Source organism: Blastococcus sp. URHD0036 (assembly GCF_000701365.1).
Lineage (GTDB): Bacteria > Actinomycetota > Actinomycetes > Mycobacteriales > Geodermatophilaceae > Trujillonella.
On the sequence record NZ_KL370778.1, the window covers coordinates 224086 to 242616 of the forward strand.

The window sequence follows — 18531 nt, forward strand, 5'->3', positions numbered from 1 at the left end:
GAGTTGCCGTCAAGGACTGACGAGCGACGATCCCTCCTGGAGGACCCCATGGCTTCACCGCGGAACACCGGCGCCGCGCGCCCCGGCATGACCTGGCCGCAGCAGCTCGCCCTCGCCTTCGGCGTCATCTACCTGCTGGTCGGCATCGTCGGCTTCTTCATCACCGGCTTCGGCGACTTCTTCGGCAACGAGAACGCCCAGCCGCCGGCGCACATGGACGACAAGCTCTTGTTCTTCATGATCAACCCGATGCACAACGTCGTGCACATCCTGATCGGCGCCGTCGGCATCGCCCTGTCCCGCACGCTGGCCGGCGCCCGCACCTACGGCTGGCTGCTCGCGGTCGGCTACGGCGCGGCCTTCGTCTACGGCCTCATCGCCGTCGGCAACGACTGGGACTTCCTCAACCTGAACGCCGCCGACAACGTGCTGCACATCGCCACCGCGCTCGTCGGCCTGGTCATCGCGCTCGGCCCGGTGCGGACCGCGGTCGACCACCGCGACACCCGCGACACCCGCGTCTGACGCGGAGCCCCCTCTGGGGGCAGCGCACGGAGCCGGGTCCCTCCTCGAGGGGCCCGGCTCCGTCGCGTCCGGGCGCCGGCCGGGGGCGCACCCGGTCCGGTGCCACCCCCGGTGTGCCGGTGGTCACCCCTCCCTCTACCGTCCGCTCATGGACTTCGCTCTCTCCGCCAAGGCCGAGGACGTCTGTGCGCGCGCGTGGGACTTCATGCGCGAGCACGTGTTCCCCGCCGAGCCCGTCTACGAAGCCTGGCGCGCCGAGCGCGGCCACGACAACCACGAGCACCCGCCCGTCCTGGAGGAGCTCAAGGCCGAGGCGCGCAAGCGCGGCCTGTGGAACCTCTTCCACCACGAGCTCGGCGGGCTGAGCAACCTCGAGTACGCCTCCGTCGCCGAGATCACCGGCTGGTCGCCGACCATCGCCCCCGAGGCGATGAACGTGGGCGCGCCCGACACGGGCAACATGGAGACGCTCATGCTGTTCGGCACGCCCGAGCAGAAGTCGCAGTGGCTCGAGCCGCTGCTGGAGGGCGAGATCCGGTCGGGCTTCGCGATGACCGAGCCCGACGTCGCCTCCTCCGACGCCCGCAACATCCAGACGTCGATCGTGCGCGACGGCGACGAGTACGTGATCAACGGCCGCAAGTGGTGGACCAGCGGTGCCGCCGACGAGCGCTGCCAGATCTTCATCGTCATGGGCAAGACCGACCCCGAGGGCGCGCCGCACCGGCAGCAGTCCATGGTCCTGGTCCCCCGCGACACCCCGGGGTTGGAGATCATCCGGCACCTGCCGGTCTTCGGATACCAGGACCAGCACGGCCACTCGGAGCTGCGCTTCACCGACGTCCGCGTGCCGGTGACCAACATCCTGTCCGGCGAGGGCGACGGCTTCATGATCGCCCAGGCCCGGCTGGGCCCCGGCCGCATCCACCACTGCATGCGCGCCATCGGCATGGCCGAGCGCGCCCTGGCCCTCATGGTCGAGCGGACGAAGAACCGCGTCGCCTTCGGCCGGCCGCTGGCCGAGCAGGGCACCGTCCGCGAGGCGATCGCGCTGTCGCGCATCGAGATCGACCAGGCGCGGCTCTACGTGCTCAAGACCGCCGACCTCATCGACAAGTACGGGGCCAAGGGCGCCAAGACCGAGATCTCCGCGATCAAGGTGGCCGCGCCCCGCGTCGCCCTCGACGTCATCGACCGGGCCATCCAGGTGCACGGGGGCGCCGGCGTCAGCAACGACACCGTGCTCGCCCGCTTCTACGCCAGCGCCCGGACGCTGCGGATCGTCGACGGCCCCGACGCCGTGCACATCCGCGGTGTCGCCAAGGAGGAGCTCGCCCGCGAGCGCCCCTACCTCGGCTGAGCCCCGCCGCAGCACGCGAGAGGCCCAGGACCCGATCGGGTCCTGGGCCTCTCGCGTCCCGCCGTCCGGCTCAGGGGCTGAGCGTCGTCCCGAACGCCCCGCCGGCCAGGTGCGCCATGAGCTGGGTGCGGTCCAGGCCCGCCGCCTCGAGGGCCGCGGCGTCCCGGTCGGTGTCGATCTCGTCGGGCAGCTCCGCGGCCACCTTGTCGGCCATCTCGTGGTCGCCCTCGGTGCGCAACGTCTGCACGAGGGCCTTCTTGGTCAGCTTCACGGGGTTCCTCCGTCCTCGGCGGGTGCTCCGCGTCGAGTGTGGCCCCCGTCACAACGGGCTCGCCACCCTCTTGTCAGGCAAGCAGCCACTTGCCTATCGTGGCGGGGGTGGGCGACGCGCACGGGAACGTGTTCCGGGCCCTCGCCGACCCGACCAGGCGCGCCATCCTCGACGAGCTCCAGGACCGGAGCGGCCAGACCCTGTTCGAGCTGTGCGCCCGCCTGGTGACCAGGCACGGCGTCGGCTCGTCACGGCAGGCCGTCTCCCAGCACCTGGAGGTCCTCGAGGCAGCGGGCCTGGTGCACAGCCGGCGGGAGGGCCGCTACAAGTTCCACGACCTCGACACCACACCGCTGCGCACCATCACCGACCGGTGGCCACCGCCACCGGCCACTCCCGAGGAGGAACCCCCGTGCGGATCGGCCTGACCAGCATCTTCGTCGACGACCAGGAGAAGGCACTGCGCTTCTACACCGACGTGCTCGGCTTCCTGCCCAAGAACGACGTCCCGCTCGGCGAGCACCGGTGGCTGACCGTGGTCTCCCCGGAGGCCCCCGACGGCGTGGAGATCGTGCTCGAGCCGGCCGGGCACCCCGCCGTCGGCCCGTTCCGCGAGGCCCTGGTCGCCGACGGGATCCCCTTCAACGCCTTCACGGTGGACGACGTGCACGCCGAGGCCGACCGGCTCCGGGCCCTGGGCGTCCGGTTCACGCAGGAGCCGCTGACGATGGGGCCGGTGACCACCGCCGTCCTCGACGACACCTGCGGCAACCTCATCCAGCTCATGCAGGTGAGCGCCGGCTAGGAGCGGTCAGCCGTTCTTGCTCGGCGGCTCACCCGCCGCGCGGGCGGCTGCGGCCTGCTCGGGGTCGTATGCACAGGCCCCGGCGATGTCGTTGACCGGCTGCGCCGACGGCACCTCGCCGGCGGGTGGCGGCGGCTCGGAGGACTCGGGCGCCGCCGACGTCGACGGGGCCGCCGGCGCGTCCGGACCGAGCAGCGCGCTGTAGGCGATCAGCCGCATCTGGTCGTAGTCGGGATAGGCGGGGCTGATCACCGAGTCGTCGAAGACGACGCTGGTCACGTCCCCGTTCTTCACCCGGTCGCCCAGCTCGACGAAGTCGTGGAGGGCCGAGCGCGGGATGTCGGTGCTCACGATGTCGCGGGTGGCCGACGCCAGCTCCTGGTAGCTCTGCAGCAGGGTGAGCGGGTCGGCCTCGTCGATGATGGCGTCGATCGTGCAGCGCTGCCGGGCCATCCGGTCGTAGTCGGTGAGCCCGTAGCGGCCGCGGGCGAACTGGAGGGCGAGCCAGCCGTCCATGTGCTGATGGGGGCCCGGGACGATGTAGTCGTCCGGGAGCTCCTGGCCGGTGATCCCGTTGATGGGCACGTAGTAGTTGACGTTCAGCGTGATGCCGCCGAGGGCGTCGACGAGGCGGGCGAACCCGTCGAGGTTGACCAGCACGTAGTAGTCGATGGTCAGCCCGAGTGCCTCGCCGACGCCCAGCTTCAGGAAGTCCGCGCCGGGGTCGTCGGTCGGCCCGAGGATGTCCGGGTGGGCCGCGGGGCCGTTGCGGTAGACCGCGTTGAGCAGGCCCTCGCTCTCGGTCTCGCCCTCGAAGCCGTCGGGATAGACCTCGGCCAGCGGGCTGTCCTCGGGGAAGGGCAGGTTCTCCAGGTTCCGGGGCAGGCTGAACAGCACCGTGTCGCCGGTGTCGGTGTCGATGCTGGCCACGATGACGGTGTCGGTGCGGACGCCGTCGCGGCCGGCGCCGCCGTCGCCACCGAGGAGCAGGACGTTGACCCGCTCCTGGTCCCCGAACGGGTCCGGCTCGTCGACGACGGTCGCCGACTGCCGGTCGTCGGCGAACAGGTCGTCGATCAGCCCGGTCTGGGCGACGGCCACCTCACCCACCTTGAACGCGGGGTAGGCGATCCCGGCGACCAGCGCGGCGACCAGCAGCGCGCCGACCGCGTGCCGGACCCCCGAGGCCGGCCGCGACAGGAGCGCCCGGTAGCCGAGCACGACCACCAGCGCCCAGAGCACCGCGACGGTGATGACGGCGGCGAGCAGCCAGCGCAGTTGCACGGTGTCGAGCGCGATGTCGATGGCCGTCGACCGGCCGGCCGTGACCAGCCAGACCGCGCCGCCGACCAGCAGGAGGAAGACGGCCAGGACCGCCAGCCCGGTGCGCCGCCGGCCGGCCGCGAGGAAGCCGGTGCCGGGGACGACGGTGTTGGCGACGGTCCAGGCCAGGGTGGCGGCGAACCCGCGCGGCCGCGCGGGACGCCGATCCGCGGCGGGAGTCGTCGAGGCCGAGCCGGACCGCGACTCCCCGGTGCCGGGAACGGGCGGGAGCCCGCCCCGGGAGAGCCCGATCCGCCGGGTCGCGTCGTCGGCATCCGTCACGGACGCACTCCTCCGCGGCAGGGGCTCATCCCGCCATCGTCCCATCCGCTCGCCACCCGAGCGCGGTCGTGGAGGCCGTGCACCGAATACCATCCGAACGGCGTACGGCCAGCTCCGACCGGGTGTGACGGGCGCCTCACGGGGAACCACAGCTCGTACCGAGACGACCGGAGTGCACCGTGACCACCTCTGCGCAGACCGCCCTCCTGACCGAACTCGAGCCGGTGGTCGCCGACAACCTCGACCGGCACGTGTCGATGGCCAAGGAGTGGCATCCGCACGACTACGTCCCGTGGTCGGAGGGCCGCGACTTCGCCTTCCTCGGCGGTGCCGACTGGGCGCCCGAGCAGTCCCGGCTCGACGAGACGGCGCGGGCGGCGATGATCACCAACCTGCTGACCGAGGACAACCTGCCCAGCTACCACCGGGAGATCGCCACCCGGTTCGGCCGGGACGGCGCCTGGGGGCAGTGGGTGGGCCGCTGGACGGCGGAGGAGAACCGGCACGGCATCGCGCTGCGCGACTACCTGCTCGTCACCCGCGGCGTCGACCCCGTCGCGCTGGAGCGGGCCCGGATGGACTACATGGCCAGCGGCTACGACTCCGGGGACAAGAGCCCGCTGGAGGCGCTGGCGTACGTCTCGTTCCAGGAACTGGCGACCCGTGTCTCGCACCGCAACACCGGCCGCGCCACCGGTGACCCGATCGCCGACAAGCTGCTCGCGCGCATCGCCACCGACGAGAACCTGCACATGGTCTTCTACCGGAACCTCATGGCGGCGGCCTTCGACATCGACCCCGACCTCGCCATGCAGGCGGTGACCACGGAGGTCGTCGGCTTCGAGATGCCGGGAGCGACCATGACGGGGTTCCGGCGCATGTCCATGCTCATCGCCAAGGCCGGCATCTACGACCTGCGGCTGCACCACGACGAGGTGGTCAGCCCGGTGCTGCGCGCCTGGCGGGTGTTCGAGCGCACCGACCTCGGCCCGGCGGGCGAGAAGGCCCGCGAGGAGCTGGCCGAGTTCCTGACCGGCCTCGATGCGGCGGCCACCCGCTTCGTGGAGAGCCGGGAGCGGGCGCGCGCACGGGTGGCGGCCCGCGAGGCCTGACCGGCGGCGCGGTGCCCGACGGGACCACTCCGTAAGCTCGGTGGACGTGCGTCTGGCCACGTGGAACGTCAACTCCATCCGCTCTCGCGTCGACCGGGTGGTCGCCTGGTTGGAGCGCTCGGACGTCGACGTCCTGGCCCTCCAGGAGACGAAGTGCCGGGACGACCAGTTCCCCGAGGCCCGGTTCCGTGAGCTGGGTTACGACGTCGCGCACGTCGGCCACTCGCAGTGGAACGGTGTCGCGCTGCTGTCGCGGGTGGGGATCTCCGACGTCCAGGTGGGCTTCCCCGGCATGCCGTCGTGGTCGGCCAAGGAGGGGGTGGACCCGGCCCCCGAGGCCCGCGCGCTCGGCGCCACCTGCGGCGGCGTGCGGGTGTGGAGCCTCTACGTGCCCAACGGCCGGCAGCTCGGCGACCCGCACCTGGACTACAAGCTGGCCTGGCTCGAGGCGCTGCGGATCTCGGCCGGCGGCTGGCTGACCGACGACTCCGAGGCGCAGGTCGCCCTGGTCGGCGACTGGAACATCGCCCCGCAGGACGACGACGTGTGGGACATGTCGGTCTTCTCGCACTCCACGCACGTCTCCCCGCCCGAGCGGGAGGCCTTCCGCGGCGTGGTCGAGGCGGGGTTCAGCGACGTCGTCCGCCCGTACACGCCCGGTCCCGGGGTCTACACGTACTGGGACTACACGCAGTTGCGCTTCCCGCGCCGCGAGGGCATGCGGATCGACTTCGTGCTGGGCTCCCCCGCGCTGGCCCGGCGGGTGTCCGGCGCCCGGATCGACCGCGAGGAGCGCAAGGGCAAGGGCGCCAGCGACCACGCCCCCGTCGTCGTCGACCTGGCGGACTGACCCACCGGTCCCGGTCCGCGGGGCGCGCACGACGGCGGGGACGGCGCGGCGGTGCAGACTCGACCGGGCCGGGTCCGGGCCTCCGGACGCGGCCTCGCCATCCACGGGAGGCACGCTCGTGTCAGGTCCGACGACGGCGCCCGGGGCCACCGCACCCGCGCCCGACCCCGCACCGCCGGCGCACGGGCACGGCCGCGCGCGCAACGCGCTGCTCCTCGCCGCCCTCGGGGTCGTGTTCGGCGACATCGGGACCAGCCCGCTGTACGCCCTCCAGACGGTGTTCTCCATCGACGGCGGCGCCGTGCGGCCGACCGAGGGTGACGTCTACGGCGTGATCTCCATGATGTTCTGGTCGGTCACGCTGATCGTGTCGATCAAGTACATCGGCGTCCTCATGCGGGCCGACAACAACGGCGAGGGCGGCGTCATGGCGCTCACCGCGCTGGCCCGCCGGCTGTACTCCCGGAGCTCCCGGTCCGCGACCTTCGTCGTCCTCGGCATCCTGGGGGTGGCGCTCTTCTACGGCGACTCCCTGATCACCCCGGCGATCAGCGTGCTGTCCGCGGTGGAGGGCGTGCGGGTCGTCGCGCCGGGTCTCGGGCACCTGGTCGTGCCGGTGGCCGCCGTCATCCTCGCCGTCCTGTTCGCCGCGCAGCGCTTCGGGACCGGCCGGGTCGGCGCGCTGTTCGGGCCGGTCATGCTGCTCTGGTTCGCCGCCCTGGCCGCGGCGGGGGTGAGCGGGATCGTGGCGGAGCCGGGTGTGCTCCGCGGCCTGTCCCCGACCTACGCCGTCCTCTTCGTGGTGGACCACCCGGGCATCGCGTTCGTCGCGATGGGCGCGGTGGTGCTCGTCATCACCGGCGCGGAGGCCCTCTACGCCGACATGGGGCACTTCGGCCGGCCGCCGATCGCCCGCGCCTGGTTCTTCGTCGTCTTCCCGGCGCTCACCCTGGACTACCTGGGTCAGGCCTCGCTCATCCTCCGTCACCCCGAGTCGGCCGCCAGCCCCTTCTACCTGCTGTTCCCCGGGTGGGCACAGGCGCCCATGGTGCTGCTCGCCACCGCCGCGACGGTGATCGCCAGCCAGGCCGTCATCACCGGCGCCTTCTCGCTGTCGAGGCAGGCCGTGCAGCTCGGGCTGCTGCCGCCGGTCACGGTGCGCCAAACGTCGGAGCACGAGGGCGGCCAGATCTACCTGCCCGGCGTCAACGCGGCCCTCTTCGTCGGGGTGATGGTGGTGATGCTGTCGTTCCGCTCCGCGGAGCGGTTGGCCACCGCGTACGGCGTCTCGGTCACCGGGGCGCTCGTCATCGACACGCTGCTGCTGCTGGCCGTGGCCCGGGTGCTGTGGAAGTGGCCGCCGTGGAAGCTCGCTCTCGCCGCGGTCGCGTTCGGTGGCGTGGAGGCCACCTTCCTGGCGGCCAACCTGTCGAAGGTCGCCCACGGTGGGTGGCTCCCGCTGCTCATCGCGCTGCTGGTGTTCACCCTCATGACCACCTGGCGGCGCGGCCGGGAGATCGTCGCGGCGAACCGGAGGCGGCAGGAGGGGTCGCTCGGGGAGTTCGTCGAGGAGCTGTACGCGCGCGACATCCCCCGGGTGGCGGGCACCGCCGTGTTCCCGCACCCGGGCAAGGACACCACCCCCCTGGCGTTGCGGGCCAACGTCGAGCACAACCAGGTGCTGCACCGCGCCGTCGTCATCGTCACCGCCGGATCGGAGACCGTGCCGCACGTGCCCGTCGCCGAGCGCTTCACCCTCGATCACCTGGGCCACGAGGACGACGGCATCCAGCACCTGTTCATCCGCTTCGGCTTCTCCGACGAGCCGGACCTCCCCCTCGCACTGCGCCAGGCCGAGGAGGCGGGGGTGCTCGAGCCCGGCACCCTGGACGTCGCCGGTGCGTCGTACTTCCTCTCCCGGGGGCCGATCCGGCGCACCCGGGCCCATGGCATGGCGCAGTGGCGCAAGGCGCTCTTCGTCGCGCTGTCCCGCAACGCCGCCGACCCCACCGCCTACTTCGGGCTGCCGGTCGACCGCACCGTCACGATGGGCAGCCCGGTCGACGTGTGAGGTCGGCCGGCGGTCGTGGCAAGCCCGCCGGGGTCGCGGCCACGGCCGTCACTTGCCGGCGACGATCGAGTGCAGGAGCTTCTGCACCTGCTGCTGGACCTGGGCGTCCTCGACGTCGAACATCGCCCCGCTGATCCCGGCCGTCTGCAGCGGCCGGTTCGGGTACTGCTTGTAGGTCGGCAGCAGGCTGAGGGCCTTGGCGCCCATCTGCGGGGCCTGCCAGGTCTTCTCCGCCCAGCCGTTCATGAACCGGTCGTACCGCTCCCCCGGGTCGTTCCAGAGGTCGAACAGCTCCGGCGCGACGTTCGTGTACTCGGCGGCACCCTTCCAGCCCTCGCGGATGTTCCAGATCGCCTTCCACTTCCCGTGGCGCACCGCGCCGGGGATGAGCTCGGTCTCGGTCATGTAGAACCAGGTGTCCCGCGTCGAGGGCCCCGTCCCCTCCAGCAGCGCGGTCTGGTCACAGCTGTCGAAGATCGTCGGCACGCCGTCGCGGGCCTCGGTGGGGAGGTCGACCCCGGCCAGCGCCGCGAAGGTGGCCATGAAGTCGAGCGAGCCCACGATGTCGGCGGTGCGCCGGCCGGGCTCGATGACGCCCGGCCACCACGCGATCGCGGGGACCCGGCTGCCCCCCTCGTAGTCGGTGCCCTTGGTGCCCCGGAACGGGGTGTACCCGCAGTCGGGGTAGACGTCCTGCCACGCACCGTTGTCGGTCGTCCAGACGATGAGCGTGTCCTGCTCGATGCCGAGTCTCCGGACCTCGTCGACGACCGTGCCCACGTGGTGGTCGAGCTCGACCAGCGAGTCCAGGTACTTGCTCTTCCCCGCCGAGCTCCCGACGAAGTCCGGGTGCGGCAGGTTCGGCTGGTGCATCTTCGCGGTGTTCAGGTAGAGGAAGAACGGGGCGTCGGCCGTCGCGTGCTCGGCGATGTAGGCGGTGGCGTGCTCGACGGACTTCTCGTCGATGAACGGGATCTTCGCGGCGTCGAGCTTCTCGGTCTCCTTCCAGTGCTCGCCCGCCCGGCCCTCGACGGCACCGATCACGTCGCCCCACATCTTCATGACCTCGGGGTCGTCGAAGGGGAAGTCGGGGTTGAACGTCGGATCGGTGTAGGTGTACGCGTTCAGGTGGTAGAGCGTCGTGTTGTGCATCTCGTCGAACCCGTGCTCCGTCGGCATGGAGTAGTCCTCCTCGCCGAGGTGCCACTTGCCGATCTGGCAGGTGTCGTAACCGGCCTGCTTGAGCACGCTGGCGACGGTCCACTCCCCGGCGGGGAGCCCACCGCCCTGCCCGGGGAAGGCCACCGCCGTCATGCCACTGCGGATCGGCAGCCGACCGGTCATGGCCGCGGCCCGGCCGGGCGTGCAGCTGGGCTGCCCGTAGAAGGACAGGAACTGCAGGCCCTCGGCCGCGAGCCGGTCCAGGTTCGGCGTCGCCGCTCCCCGGTTCTCCCCGCCGCCGTAGCAGCCCAGGTCGCCCCAGCCGACGTCGTCGGACATGAAGACGATGATGTTCGGCCGGCGGGCGTCCGTGCGTGCCATGTGCGCTCCTCGGGATCGGGCCGCCTCGTTCGCGCCCGGACGGCGCCGGGAGGCCCCCGAGCGGCATGACGTCCGAGCAGGCGTACCGCGCTGCTGCCTGAGCAGAGGAGACCGTGCGGGACGCCGACCCGGCATCCGCCGGAGCGGATGAGACCGCTCCGTGGTGGTCGACCTCACCCGGGGCGCGGGCGGGGACCGGACCCGCTGGGGTGTCGTCCCGGGTGATGACCTCTCCGGTGCTCGCCCCGTCCCGCGTCTGGACGCCGTCCCGCGTCCTCGTCACCCGCTCCGCCGCCGAGCGGCCGCACGGGCAGCGCGTGCTCGCCCGGCTGGAGGCCGCCGGCGTGACCGCCGTCGAGCTGTTGCGCGGCGACCGGCTGCCCAACCTGCGCGGCGACGGCGACCGCGCCGCGTTCATGGCCGCCAAGGACACGCTCGCCCTCGTCGTGCCGCCGCCGTCCAAGCGCCGGCTGCAGCCGATCGCCCCGTCGGCGGACTTCCGGCTGGACCTCGCCGTGACCTGACCCACCCGCCCTGCCCCGCGCACTGCCAGTACTGCTATCTCGCCGGCTCGCTGACCGGCCCGCCGATCACCCGGGTGTGGGCCGACCTCGACGAGGCGCTGTCCGGCCTGGACGGCTACGTGGGCGCCGGCACCGTCACGTCGGGCACCGCGGCGCGCGGCGACGAGGGGACGACGTTCGAGGCGTCCTGCTACACCGATCCGCTCGCCCTCGAGCACCTGACCGGCGGCCTCGCCGCGGCGATCACGCACTTCGACACGCACGACTGGTCCGGCCCGGTGCAGCTGCGGGCGACCACGAAGTTCGACGACGTCGCCGGGCTGCTGGACCTCCCGCACGGCGGCCGCACCCGGCTGCGTTTCTCGGTCAACGCCACGTCGGTCGACCGCCGCTTCGAGGGCTCCACGGCGAAGGTCCCCGCCCGGCTGGCGGCTCTGGGCGCGGTCGCCGCGGCCGGCCACCCGGTCGGGCTGACCATCGCGCCGATCATGCCGGTCGAGGGCTGGCGCGAGGAGTACGGCGCCCTGCTCGACGACGTCGCCGCAGTGCTGCCCCCAGGCGCCGACCTCACCGTCGAGTGCATCACCCACCGCTTCACGCCCGGCTCGAAGGAGACCCTCCTCGACTGGTACCCGCGGACGAGGCTCGAGATGGACGAGAGCCGGCGCACGACCAAGCGAGGGAAGTTCGGCGCGGTGAAGCACGTCTACCCGAAGGAGACGATGGCCGAGCTGCGGAGCTGGTTCGAGCGCGAGCTGCCGGCCCGCCTCCCCTCCGCCCGCCTCCTGTACTGGACGTGAGCGACAACTGAGGCATTGGAGGCTTTCCCCACGTATCGACGCCGAGGACGTGGGGAGAGCTTCCTATGCCTCGACGTAACCTGGCTCCTCGTGCTCGTCCTGCTCCCCCCGTCCGAGACCAAGCACCCCGGTGGGGACGGCCCCCCGCTCGACCTCGGCGCGCTGGCGACGCCGGAGCTGACCCCCGTGCGCGAGCGGCTGGTCGAGGCGCTCGTGGAGCTGGCCGCGGACCCGGAGCTCACCGCGAAGGTGCTCGGTCTCTCGGGCAAGCAGGCCGCCGCCGAGGTCGAGCGCAACGCCGCACTCCTGACCGCACCCACGCTGCCGGCGCTGGACCGCTACACCGGCGTCCTCTACGACGCGCTCGACGTGCGCTCGCTGACCCGCGCCCAGCGGGCCCGCGCCGATCGCCGGCTGGCCGTGGGGTCGGCGCTGTTCGGGCTGGTCCGCGGCACCGACGCCATCCCGGCCTACCGGCTCTCGGCCGGCACCGTCCTGCCGGGGCTGCCGACGTTGCGGGCGCTGTGGAAGCCCGTCCTCTCCCCCGCGCTCGCCGCCGCCGGAGAGCTCGTCGTCGACCTGCGCAGCGGCTCCTACCAGGCGCTCGCGCCGGTGCCGGGGGCGGTCACGGTCGAGGTGCTGAGCGAGCGGCCCGACGGCTCCCGGTCGGTGGTCAGCCACTTCAACAAGGCGCACAAGGGCCGGGTCGCCCGGCTGCTGGCCACCACCACGGCCGAGCCGGCCGACGTGGTGCGGCTGCGGGCGCTGCTGCGGCGCGCGGGCCTGACCGTCGAGCACAGCGGCGGGACGGCGCTCACCCTCGTCGTCCCGGCCGACGAGGTGACGCGGCGCGACCGCATACCCGCCGACTGATCACCCAGCGTGCTGTCGCGCGGCTTTCCGGTCGAGCCTGTTGCCCGCAACGGACCTCCCGTGTCATAACTGTGCCGAAAATGAGCCGCAAGCCGGTCGGCTCCCGTGCCCATGGGGCAGAGGAGAGCTGTGTCCGACGCAGCGCGGCCCGCGCCTGCCGCCGACGAGCCGGCGACCGCCCGCGCCGCCACCCTGCTGCGCTCGGATCCCGAGCGGGTGGCGGCGGCGCTGCGCCTCCGTCCGACCGAGGCGGGCAACCCGGCGCTCGACCGGATCACCGAGCTCGCCGCCCGTCTGCTGGGTGCCCGCTCGGCGCAGGTGTCGCTCATCGACGACGTCCTGCTCGTGGCGGGCGCCGCGGGTGACGCCGCCCCGACGGTCGGGGACGAGATCCCCGTCGAGGAGTCGTTCTGCGGCCTGGCTGCCGCCGCGCGGGCGCCCCTGGTCATCCCCGACGCCGCCGCCGACGACCGCGTCCGCGACCTGACCTGGGTGACCGGCGGGCAGATCGGCGCCTACCTCGGCGCGCCGGTCGCCGCACCCGACGGCAGCACCGTGGGCACGCTCTGCGTCTTCGACCCGCAGCCGCACGCGTGGACCGACGCCGACGCGGGCCTGCTCGCCCAGCTGGCCGCCTCCGTCGCCACGGAGCTGGAGCTCGCCGCCCTGGTCGTGGAGTACGACCGGGTCCGGGTCAGCTGGCGCCTGGCCGTCGACGCCGGCGGGGTGGGTGCCTTCGACTGGGACCTGCGCACCGGTGAGCTCGTCTGGGACGAGCGGCTCATGGCGATGTTCGGCTACGCGCCGGCGGAGTTCGACTCCACCATGGGCGCGTTCCACGCACGGGTGCACCCCGGCGACCTGCCCCGGGTGTCGGAGGCGCTGCAGGCCTCGATCGAGTCCCGGCGCGAGTTCGAGGCCGAGTACCGGGTGGTGCTGCCCGGCGGGGACACCCGCTGGGTGCAGGCGCGCGGGCGGACCGTGACCGATGCCGACGGCACCCCCGTGCGGTTCGTCGGTGCCGCGTACGACACCACCGACCTGCGGTCGGAGGACGTGCGCGTGTCCCGGGTGCTGGAGGCCATGCCGGCCGGCTTCTACTCCCTCGACCGGGACTGGCGGTTCACCTACGTCAACGCCGAGGCCGAGCGGCTGCTCTGGCACTCCCGCGACGAGCTCCTGGGGGAGCTGTTCTGGGACGCCTTCCCGGCCGCGGTGAACAGCGTCTTCGAGGAGCAGTACCGCGCCGCCGTCCGCACCGGGCGGCCCACCGCCTTCGACGCCTACTACCCGCCCCCGCTGGACGGCTGGTTCGAGCTGCGCGCCTGGCCCAGCCCCGAGGGCCTGTCGGTGTACTTCGTCGAGGTGACCGAGCGCCGGCAGGTGCAGGCCCGGGCCGAGCGCTCGGCGCAGCGGCTGGCGCTCCTCGCCCAGGTCAGCGCCGAGCTCGCCGGCTCTCTGGACGCCCAGGCCGCCACCGCGCACCTCCCGCGGCTCGTCGCCCCCGCGCTGTCCGACTGGTGCATCGTCTCCCTGGTCGACGACGAGGGACGGCCCCGCGACGTGGGCCACTGGCACGCCGACCCCGCACTGCGGCCGCTGGTCGCCCGCTACGCGGCGGCGCGCCTGGACGCCATGCCCGCGACCGCCCCGGTGGGCCGTGCGCTGGTCTCCGGCGAGCCGGTGCACGCGCCGCTCCGCGAGGTCCTGGGCCTGCTCCCTCCCGGCGAGGCCCGCGACACCCTGACGGTGCTGGACCCCGAGAGCGGGGTCGCCCTGCCGCTGCGGGCGCGCGGGCGCACCCTCGGCGTCCTCACGCTGTTCTTCCGGCGCGGCTGGACCCCGCGCCAGGAGGACCTGGCCACGGCGCAGGACGTCGCCGACCGCGCCGGGCTGGCGCTGGACAACGCCCGCCTCTACCGCCAGCAGCAGCAGCTGGCCGAGGGGCTGCAGCGCAGCCTGCTCACCGAGCCGCCCGAGCCCGACCACGCCGAGGTCGCCGTCCGGTACCTGCCGGCCGCCGAGGCGGCGCGCGTGGGCGGGGACTGGTACGACGCCTTCCTGCAACCCTGCGGCGCGACGGTGCTCGTGATCGGCGACGTCGTCGGGCACGACACCGCGGCCGCCGCCGCCATGGGGCAGTTGCGCGGGCTGCTGCGGGGCATCGCCACCTACAGCGACGCCGCGCCGGCCGAGGTGCTGCGCGGGCTGGACGCCTCCATGGCGGTGCTCGGCACCGACGTCCTGGCGACCGCCGCCGTCGCCCGCCTGGAGCAGAGCGACGACGAACGGGCCCGGGGCGTCACCCGGCTGCGCTGGGCCAACGCCGGGCACCTCCCCCCGCTGGTCCTGCAGCCCGACGGCAGCGTCGCCGAGCTCGCCTCCTGGCAGGGCGACCTGCTGCTCGGGGTGGACGCCGACGCCGTCCGCAAGGAGTCCGTGGTCACCCTCGACCGCGGCGCGACGGTGCTGCTCTACACCGACGGGCTGGTGGAGCGCCGGGACTCCGACCTCGACGCCGGCGTCCTCCGGCTGCGGCAGACCCTGACCGAGCTCGCCTCCCTGCCACTGGAACAGCTCCTCGACGAGGTGCTGGAGCGGCTGGTCGACGGCCGCCCGGAGGACGACGTCGCGGTGGTCGCCGTCCGGCTGCACCCGCAGAGCCGGCCCCGTCCGCCCGAGGCCGGCCCCAACCGCGTGCCCGGCGTCGTCCCCGACGACCCCGCGACCCCCTGAGGGTCGCTCAGGCGGCGAGCGACCCGCGGCTGCGCAGGTGCGGCGCGTGGCCGGCGGCCTCGCGCTCCGCGGCCTGCTTGAGCTCGGCGGCGACGTCGGCGAAGGAGTCCAGGGCCGGGTTGACGCCGACGAGGGTGAACTCCCGCTCGACGACGCGCAGGTCCAGCTGCCAGACGTCCTCGAGGATCCGGCGCATCCAGGAGGTGGCGTGGTCCCAGCCCTCGCGCGGGGTGCCCGCGGAGTAGTTGCCGCCGCGGACCGTCACGAGGACGGCGGGCCTGCCGGCCAGGGGCGGCGGCGCGCCCGGGCCCATGCGCGGGTCGGTGATCACGAGGTCGACCCAGGTCTTGAAGTGCTGGGAGACGCCGAAGTTGTACAGCGGCACGGCGAACAGCAGCGCCTCGGCGTCGACCAGCTCGTCGGTCAGGGTGGCCGCGAGCGCCACGGCCTCGGCCTGCTCGGCGGTGCGCTCCGCGGCCGGCGTGGCGGACCCCGCGACGGCCGCGGCCCAGGCGGTGGCCGGCACGGGCTCGGTGCCGAGGTGGCGGCGGACCACCGGGGCCGCCGGGTCGCCCTCGCGCCACCCGGCCTCGACGATGTCGGCGATCTCGCGGCTGGCAGAGCCCTCGACGCGGATGCTCGCGTCCAGACGGAACAGGGACATGGGGTGCTCGCTCTCTGGGAGTTACTAGGAGATGACTAGTGCTTCGAGAAAGCTAGCACTTCGGGAAACGAAGTGATCCCTGACCCGGCCGCCTAGGATGGGCGGGTGTCCGAGGAGGTCCTGCACACCCCGCAGGCGTGCGACGACGCGCTGAGCCGCGCCTTCGGCTTCCTCGGCAAGCGCTGGAACGGGCTGATCATCGGCGTGCTGACCCGGGGGCCGGCCACCTTCAGCGGCGTGCGCCGCGCGGTCGGGGGCATCAGCGACTCCGTGCTGTCCGACCGGCTGACCGAGCTGGCGGCAGCCGGGCTGGTGCACCGGGCCGTCGATCCCGGCCCGCCGGTCGCGGTGACCTACGAGCTCACCGAGGCCGGTGCCGCGCTGCTGCCCGTGCTCGACCAGCTCACCGACTGGGCGCGGGAGAACCTGCCCGTGCAGCGCTGCGCCGAGCAGGCCCCCGGCTGCTGAGTGCCGCCGACCGGCACCGTCCGGTGTGGCAGCCTCGTCCGGTGACCGTCGACGAGGAGCTGTGCCTGCGGCCGGCCACCGAACTGGCCGCGCTGCTCCACTCCCGTGAGGTGTCGGCCCGGGAACTGCTCGAGGCCTCCCTGGCACGGATCGACCGGCTGAACCCGGGGCTCACCGCCCTGGTCACGCTCGATCCCGAGGGGGCCCGGGCCTCCGCCGACGTCGCCGACGCCGCCCTGGCCGCGGGCGACCCCGTCGGGCCGCTGCACGGCCTGCCCGTGGCACACAAGGACACCCACGTCACCGGCGGGATGCGCACGACCTGGGGCTGGCCGGTGTACGCCGACCACGTGCCGGCGCGCGACGAGCTGGTGGTCGAGCGGCTGCGCCGGGCCGGCGCGATCCGGGTCGGCAAGACCAACGTCCCCGAGTTCGCCGCCGGCTCGCACACCTTCAACACGCTGTTCGGGGCGACCCACAACCCGTACCGGCACGGGCTGTCGGCCGGCGGTTCCAGCGGTGGGGCCGCGGCCGCACTGGCCGCGGGCCTGGTCCCGCTCGCCGAGGGCAGCGACATGGGCGGCTCGCTGCGCAACCCGGCCGCGTTCTGCGGCGTCGTCGGCCTGCGGCCCACGCCCGGCCGGGTGCCGACCTGGCCGGCACCGATGGCCTGGTCCCAGCTGTCCGTGCAGGGGCCGATGGGCCGCACCGTCGCCGACGTCGCGCTCACCCTGTCCGCCATCGCCGGCCCCGACCCCCGGGTGCCGATCTCGCTGGACGCCGACACGGGCGACCCGTCCCTGCCCGAGGAGCTGCCGGGGCTGCGCGTGGCGTGGGCGCCGGACCTGGGCGGCCGGATCGCCGTCGACCGGGCGGTCCGGGAGGCGCTGGCCCCGGTCGTCGGGGTGTTCGAGGGCCTCGGCGCCACGGTGGAGGAGGCCTGCCCGGACCTCGGGGGCGCGGACGACGTCTTCGGCACGCTGCGCGCCTGGCTGTTCGACGCCTCCTTCGGCGACCTCGTCCGCCGCTCCCCCGAGCTGGTCAAGGAGGCCATCCGGTGGAACGCCGGGCAGGGGGCCCGCCTCACCGGCGCCGACCTCGCCCGCGCGGAGCAGCAGCACACCCGACTGTTCGAGCGGATCGTGGAGTTCTTCGACCGGTACGACGTCCTCCTGGCGCCGACCACCCAGGTGCTGCCCTTCCCGGTCGGGCAGGAGTATCCGACCGAGATCGACGGGGTGGAGCAGGCCAACTACCTCGAGTGGATGCGGTCGTGCACGCTGCTCTCCCCCACCGGCTGCCCGGCCCTGTCGGTGCCCGCCGGCCTGACCCCCGACGGCCTGCCGGTCGGGCTGCAGGTCGTCGGGCCGCCCCGGGCCGACCGGCGGGTGCTGGCGATCGGGCACGCCTTCGAGAAGGCGCGCGGACCGCTGCCCGCACCCGTCCTCTGACGCCGTCTGCGGCTCTCTAGCTTCGGAGCTAGAGAATCGCAGACGAGGGCATCGACCAGCGTCAGCCCCGCACGCGGGGGCCGAACCGGACGTCGACGCCGGGGGAGTACAGGACGCTGTCCGGCGGGCCGGCCACGGGCAGTCCGGCGGCCGCGGCGAGGTCGTCGTCCCAGCCGAGCAGCTCAGCCTGGTGCAGCGGCCAGGCCGGGTGCTCGTTGGGCCAGTAGCGGGTGCGGCCGAACGCGTTCTGGTGCAGGCCCCAGCGGCCGGTGAGGAAGGCCGCGAGGCGATCGGGCTCCGCCAGCCGGCCCCCGACGCGGAACTCGACCCGGCTGGCGGCTCCGCGCGGTGCGGGCCAGCGGCGGCGGGAGGTGTAGGTCAGCCGGTCGCCGTCGCGGTCCAGCCGCATCCGGGCCCAGGTGTAGGGCAGTCGCGCGATCCCGCGGGCGACGAGCACCGTCGGCAACCGCTCGGCCTCCAGCGACCGGAAGACCACGCCCCGGCGGCCGAGGCCGTCGACCGAGTACAGCCGGATGTTGGTCTCCAGGAACGAGCCCACCCACGGCAGCCCCGGGCTGCCGGCGATCCCGATGCGGCGCATCCGGAACGGGACGAGCCCGACGTAGGTGACCCCGTCGAGCACGTCCGGGCGGGTGCCCGGTGGCAGCAGCGGTGCGACCCGCGCCGGGTCGACCGCCCAGTGCAGGAAGGCCACGTCGCGCCACCCCTGGGTGAAGAGGGTGCGGCCGGCGGCGCGCGGCGCCGTGGCGGTGACCGGCTCGGGCTCGGCCGGGAGGAGAGGGGGCACTCCCCCAGCGTCCCCCTGCCCACCGTGCGGAATGGCGGTTCTGCACCGTGCGGAATGGCGGTTCTG

General features: G+C 73.7%; 18 protein-coding genes. 13 read left to right on the forward strand and 5 right to left on the reverse strand.

The features are described from left to right. Positions 1-48 precede the first annotated feature (48 nt). Both N555_RS0124855 and N555_RS0124860 read left to right on the forward strand, forming a co-directional pair. Positions 49-525, forward strand: a complete 477-nt coding sequence (locus tag N555_RS0124855) for a DUF4383 domain-containing protein (protein WP_034512399.1) — start codon at positions 49-51, stop codon at positions 523-525. Positions 526-673: 148 nt separating this feature from the next. After that, complete coding sequence (locus N555_RS0124860) at positions 674-1885, forward strand: acyl-CoA dehydrogenase family protein (RefSeq protein ID WP_029434193.1); 1212 nt, start codon at positions 674-676, stop codon at positions 1883-1885. A 70-nt stretch (positions 1886-1955) separates the two neighbouring features. On the opposite strand, the gene N555_RS0124865 is transcribed toward N555_RS0124860, so the two are convergent. Then, positions 1956-2156: a hypothetical protein gene (locus N555_RS0124865; RefSeq protein ID WP_029434194.1), complete on the reverse strand. Its 201-nt coding sequence runs from the start codon at positions 2154-2156 to the stop codon at positions 1956-1958. Positions 2157-2263: 107 nt separating this feature from the next. Here N555_RS0124865 and N555_RS0124870 point away from each other — a divergent pair, with 107 nt between their 5' ends. Both N555_RS0124870 and N555_RS0124875 read left to right on the forward strand, forming a co-directional pair. Next, positions 2264-2584, forward strand: a complete 321-nt coding sequence (locus N555_RS0124870) for an ArsR/SmtB family transcription factor (protein WP_197029149.1) — start codon at positions 2264-2266, stop codon at positions 2582-2584. Further along, the gene (locus N555_RS0124875; RefSeq protein ID WP_029434196.1) at positions 2569-2961 is read left to right on the forward strand and encodes a VOC family protein; all 393 of its coding nucleotides are present in this window, start codon (positions 2569-2571) and stop codon (positions 2959-2961) included. The genes N555_RS0124870 and N555_RS0124875 overlap by 16 nt, the downstream gene beginning before the upstream one ends. A gap of 6 nt (positions 2962-2967) precedes the next feature. Here N555_RS0124875 and N555_RS0124880 read toward each other — a convergent pair whose 3' ends face one another. Continuing rightward, complete coding sequence (locus N555_RS0124880) at positions 2968-4566, reverse strand: LCP family protein (protein WP_034512412.1); 1599 nt, start codon at positions 4564-4566, stop codon at positions 2968-2970. Between the two features lie 179 nt (positions 4567-4745). Between N555_RS0124880 and N555_RS0124885 the strand changes: the two genes are divergently transcribed. The 3 genes from N555_RS0124885 (at position 4746) to N555_RS0124895 (ending at position 8599) form a co-directional block, all read left to right on the forward strand. Then, entirely contained in the window at positions 4746-5678 is a 933-nt protein-coding gene (locus N555_RS0124885) for an acyl-ACP desaturase (protein ID WP_029434198.1), read from the forward strand. A 46-nt stretch (positions 5679-5724) separates the two neighbouring features. Then, a complete protein-coding gene (locus N555_RS0124890) occupies positions 5725-6528 on the forward strand; it encodes an exodeoxyribonuclease III (protein ID WP_029434199.1) in 804 nt (267 codons plus the stop codon). A gap of 118 nt (positions 6529-6646) precedes the next feature. Continuing rightward, complete coding sequence (locus N555_RS0124895) at positions 6647-8599, forward strand: potassium transporter Kup (RefSeq protein ID WP_029434200.1); 1953 nt, start codon at positions 6647-6649, stop codon at positions 8597-8599. Positions 8600-8647: 48 nt separating this feature from the next. On the opposite strand, the gene N555_RS0124900 is transcribed toward N555_RS0124895, so the two are convergent. Beyond that, entirely contained in the window at positions 8648-10141 is a 1494-nt protein-coding gene (locus tag N555_RS0124900; protein WP_034512418.1) for an arylsulfatase, read from the reverse strand. Between the two features lie 224 nt (positions 10142-10365). Here N555_RS0124900 and N555_RS28905 point away from each other — a divergent pair, with 224 nt between their 5' ends. The 4 genes from N555_RS28905 (at position 10366) to N555_RS0124915 (ending at position 15074) form a co-directional block, all read left to right on the forward strand. After that, positions 10366-10665: a hypothetical protein gene (locus N555_RS28905; RefSeq protein ID WP_231503159.1), complete on the forward strand. Its 300-nt coding sequence runs from the start codon at positions 10366-10368 to the stop codon at positions 10663-10665. A gap of 65 nt (positions 10666-10730) precedes the next feature. Continuing rightward, entirely contained in the window at positions 10731-11465 is a 735-nt protein-coding gene (locus N555_RS26425) for an SPL family radical SAM protein (RefSeq protein ID WP_369794055.1), read from the forward strand. 90 nt (positions 11466-11555) lie between these two features. Beyond that, positions 11556-12338 (forward strand): peroxide stress protein YaaA, encoded by a 783-nt coding sequence (gene yaaA, locus N555_RS0124910; RefSeq protein WP_034512420.1) that lies wholly within the window; start codon positions 11556-11558, stop codon positions 12336-12338. Between the two features lie 129 nt (positions 12339-12467). Beyond that, positions 12468-15074: a SpoIIE family protein phosphatase gene (locus N555_RS0124915; protein ID WP_051684447.1), complete on the forward strand. Its 2607-nt coding sequence runs from the start codon at positions 12468-12470 to the stop codon at positions 15072-15074. A 7-nt stretch (positions 15075-15081) separates the two neighbouring features. Here N555_RS0124915 and N555_RS0124920 read toward each other — a convergent pair whose 3' ends face one another. Further along, positions 15082-15738 carry an FMN-dependent NADH-azoreductase gene (locus tag N555_RS0124920; RefSeq protein ID WP_029434204.1) on the reverse strand — a complete coding sequence of 219 codons (657 nt, stop codon included), beginning with the start codon at positions 15736-15738 and terminating at the stop codon, positions 15082-15084. Positions 15739-15843: 105 nt separating this feature from the next. Here N555_RS0124920 and N555_RS0124925 point away from each other — a divergent pair, with 105 nt between their 5' ends. Both N555_RS0124925 and N555_RS0124930 read left to right on the forward strand, forming a co-directional pair. Beyond that, complete coding sequence (locus N555_RS0124925) at positions 15844-16206, forward strand: winged helix-turn-helix transcriptional regulator (protein ID WP_029434205.1); 363 nt, start codon at positions 15844-15846, stop codon at positions 16204-16206. Positions 16207-16247: 41 nt separating this feature from the next. Then, positions 16248-17657 carry an amidase gene (locus tag N555_RS0124930; protein WP_029434206.1) on the forward strand — a complete coding sequence of 470 codons (1410 nt, stop codon included), beginning with the start codon at positions 16248-16250 and terminating at the stop codon, positions 17655-17657. Positions 17658-17718: 61 nt separating this feature from the next. On the opposite strand, the gene N555_RS0124935 is transcribed toward N555_RS0124930, so the two are convergent. Then, complete coding sequence (locus N555_RS0124935) at positions 17719-18465, reverse strand: YqjF family protein (protein WP_029434207.1); 747 nt, start codon at positions 18463-18465, stop codon at positions 17719-17721. Positions 18466-18531: the final 66 nt, after the last annotated feature.

Bases quoted from the DNA above. Each gene is read 5' to 3' on its own strand.
- N555_RS0124900 (WP_034512418.1), bottom strand. From the start codon at position 10,141: ATGGCACGCACGGACGCCCGCCGGCCGAACATCATCGTCTTCATGTCC.
- N555_RS28905 (WP_231503159.1), top strand. From the start codon at position 10,366: ATGACCTCTCCGGTGCTCGCCCCGTCCCGCGTCTGGACGCCGTCCCGC.
- N555_RS0124855 (WP_034512399.1), top strand. From the start codon at position 49: ATGGCTTCACCGCGGAACACCGGCGCCGCGCGCCCCGGCATGACCTGG.
- N555_RS0124920 (WP_029434204.1), bottom strand. From the start codon at position 15,738: ATGTCCCTGTTCCGTCTGGACGCGAGCATCCGCGTCGAGGGCTCTGCC.
- N555_RS0124860 (WP_029434193.1), top strand. From the start codon at position 674: ATGGACTTCGCTCTCTCCGCCAAGGCCGAGGACGTCTGTGCGCGCGCG.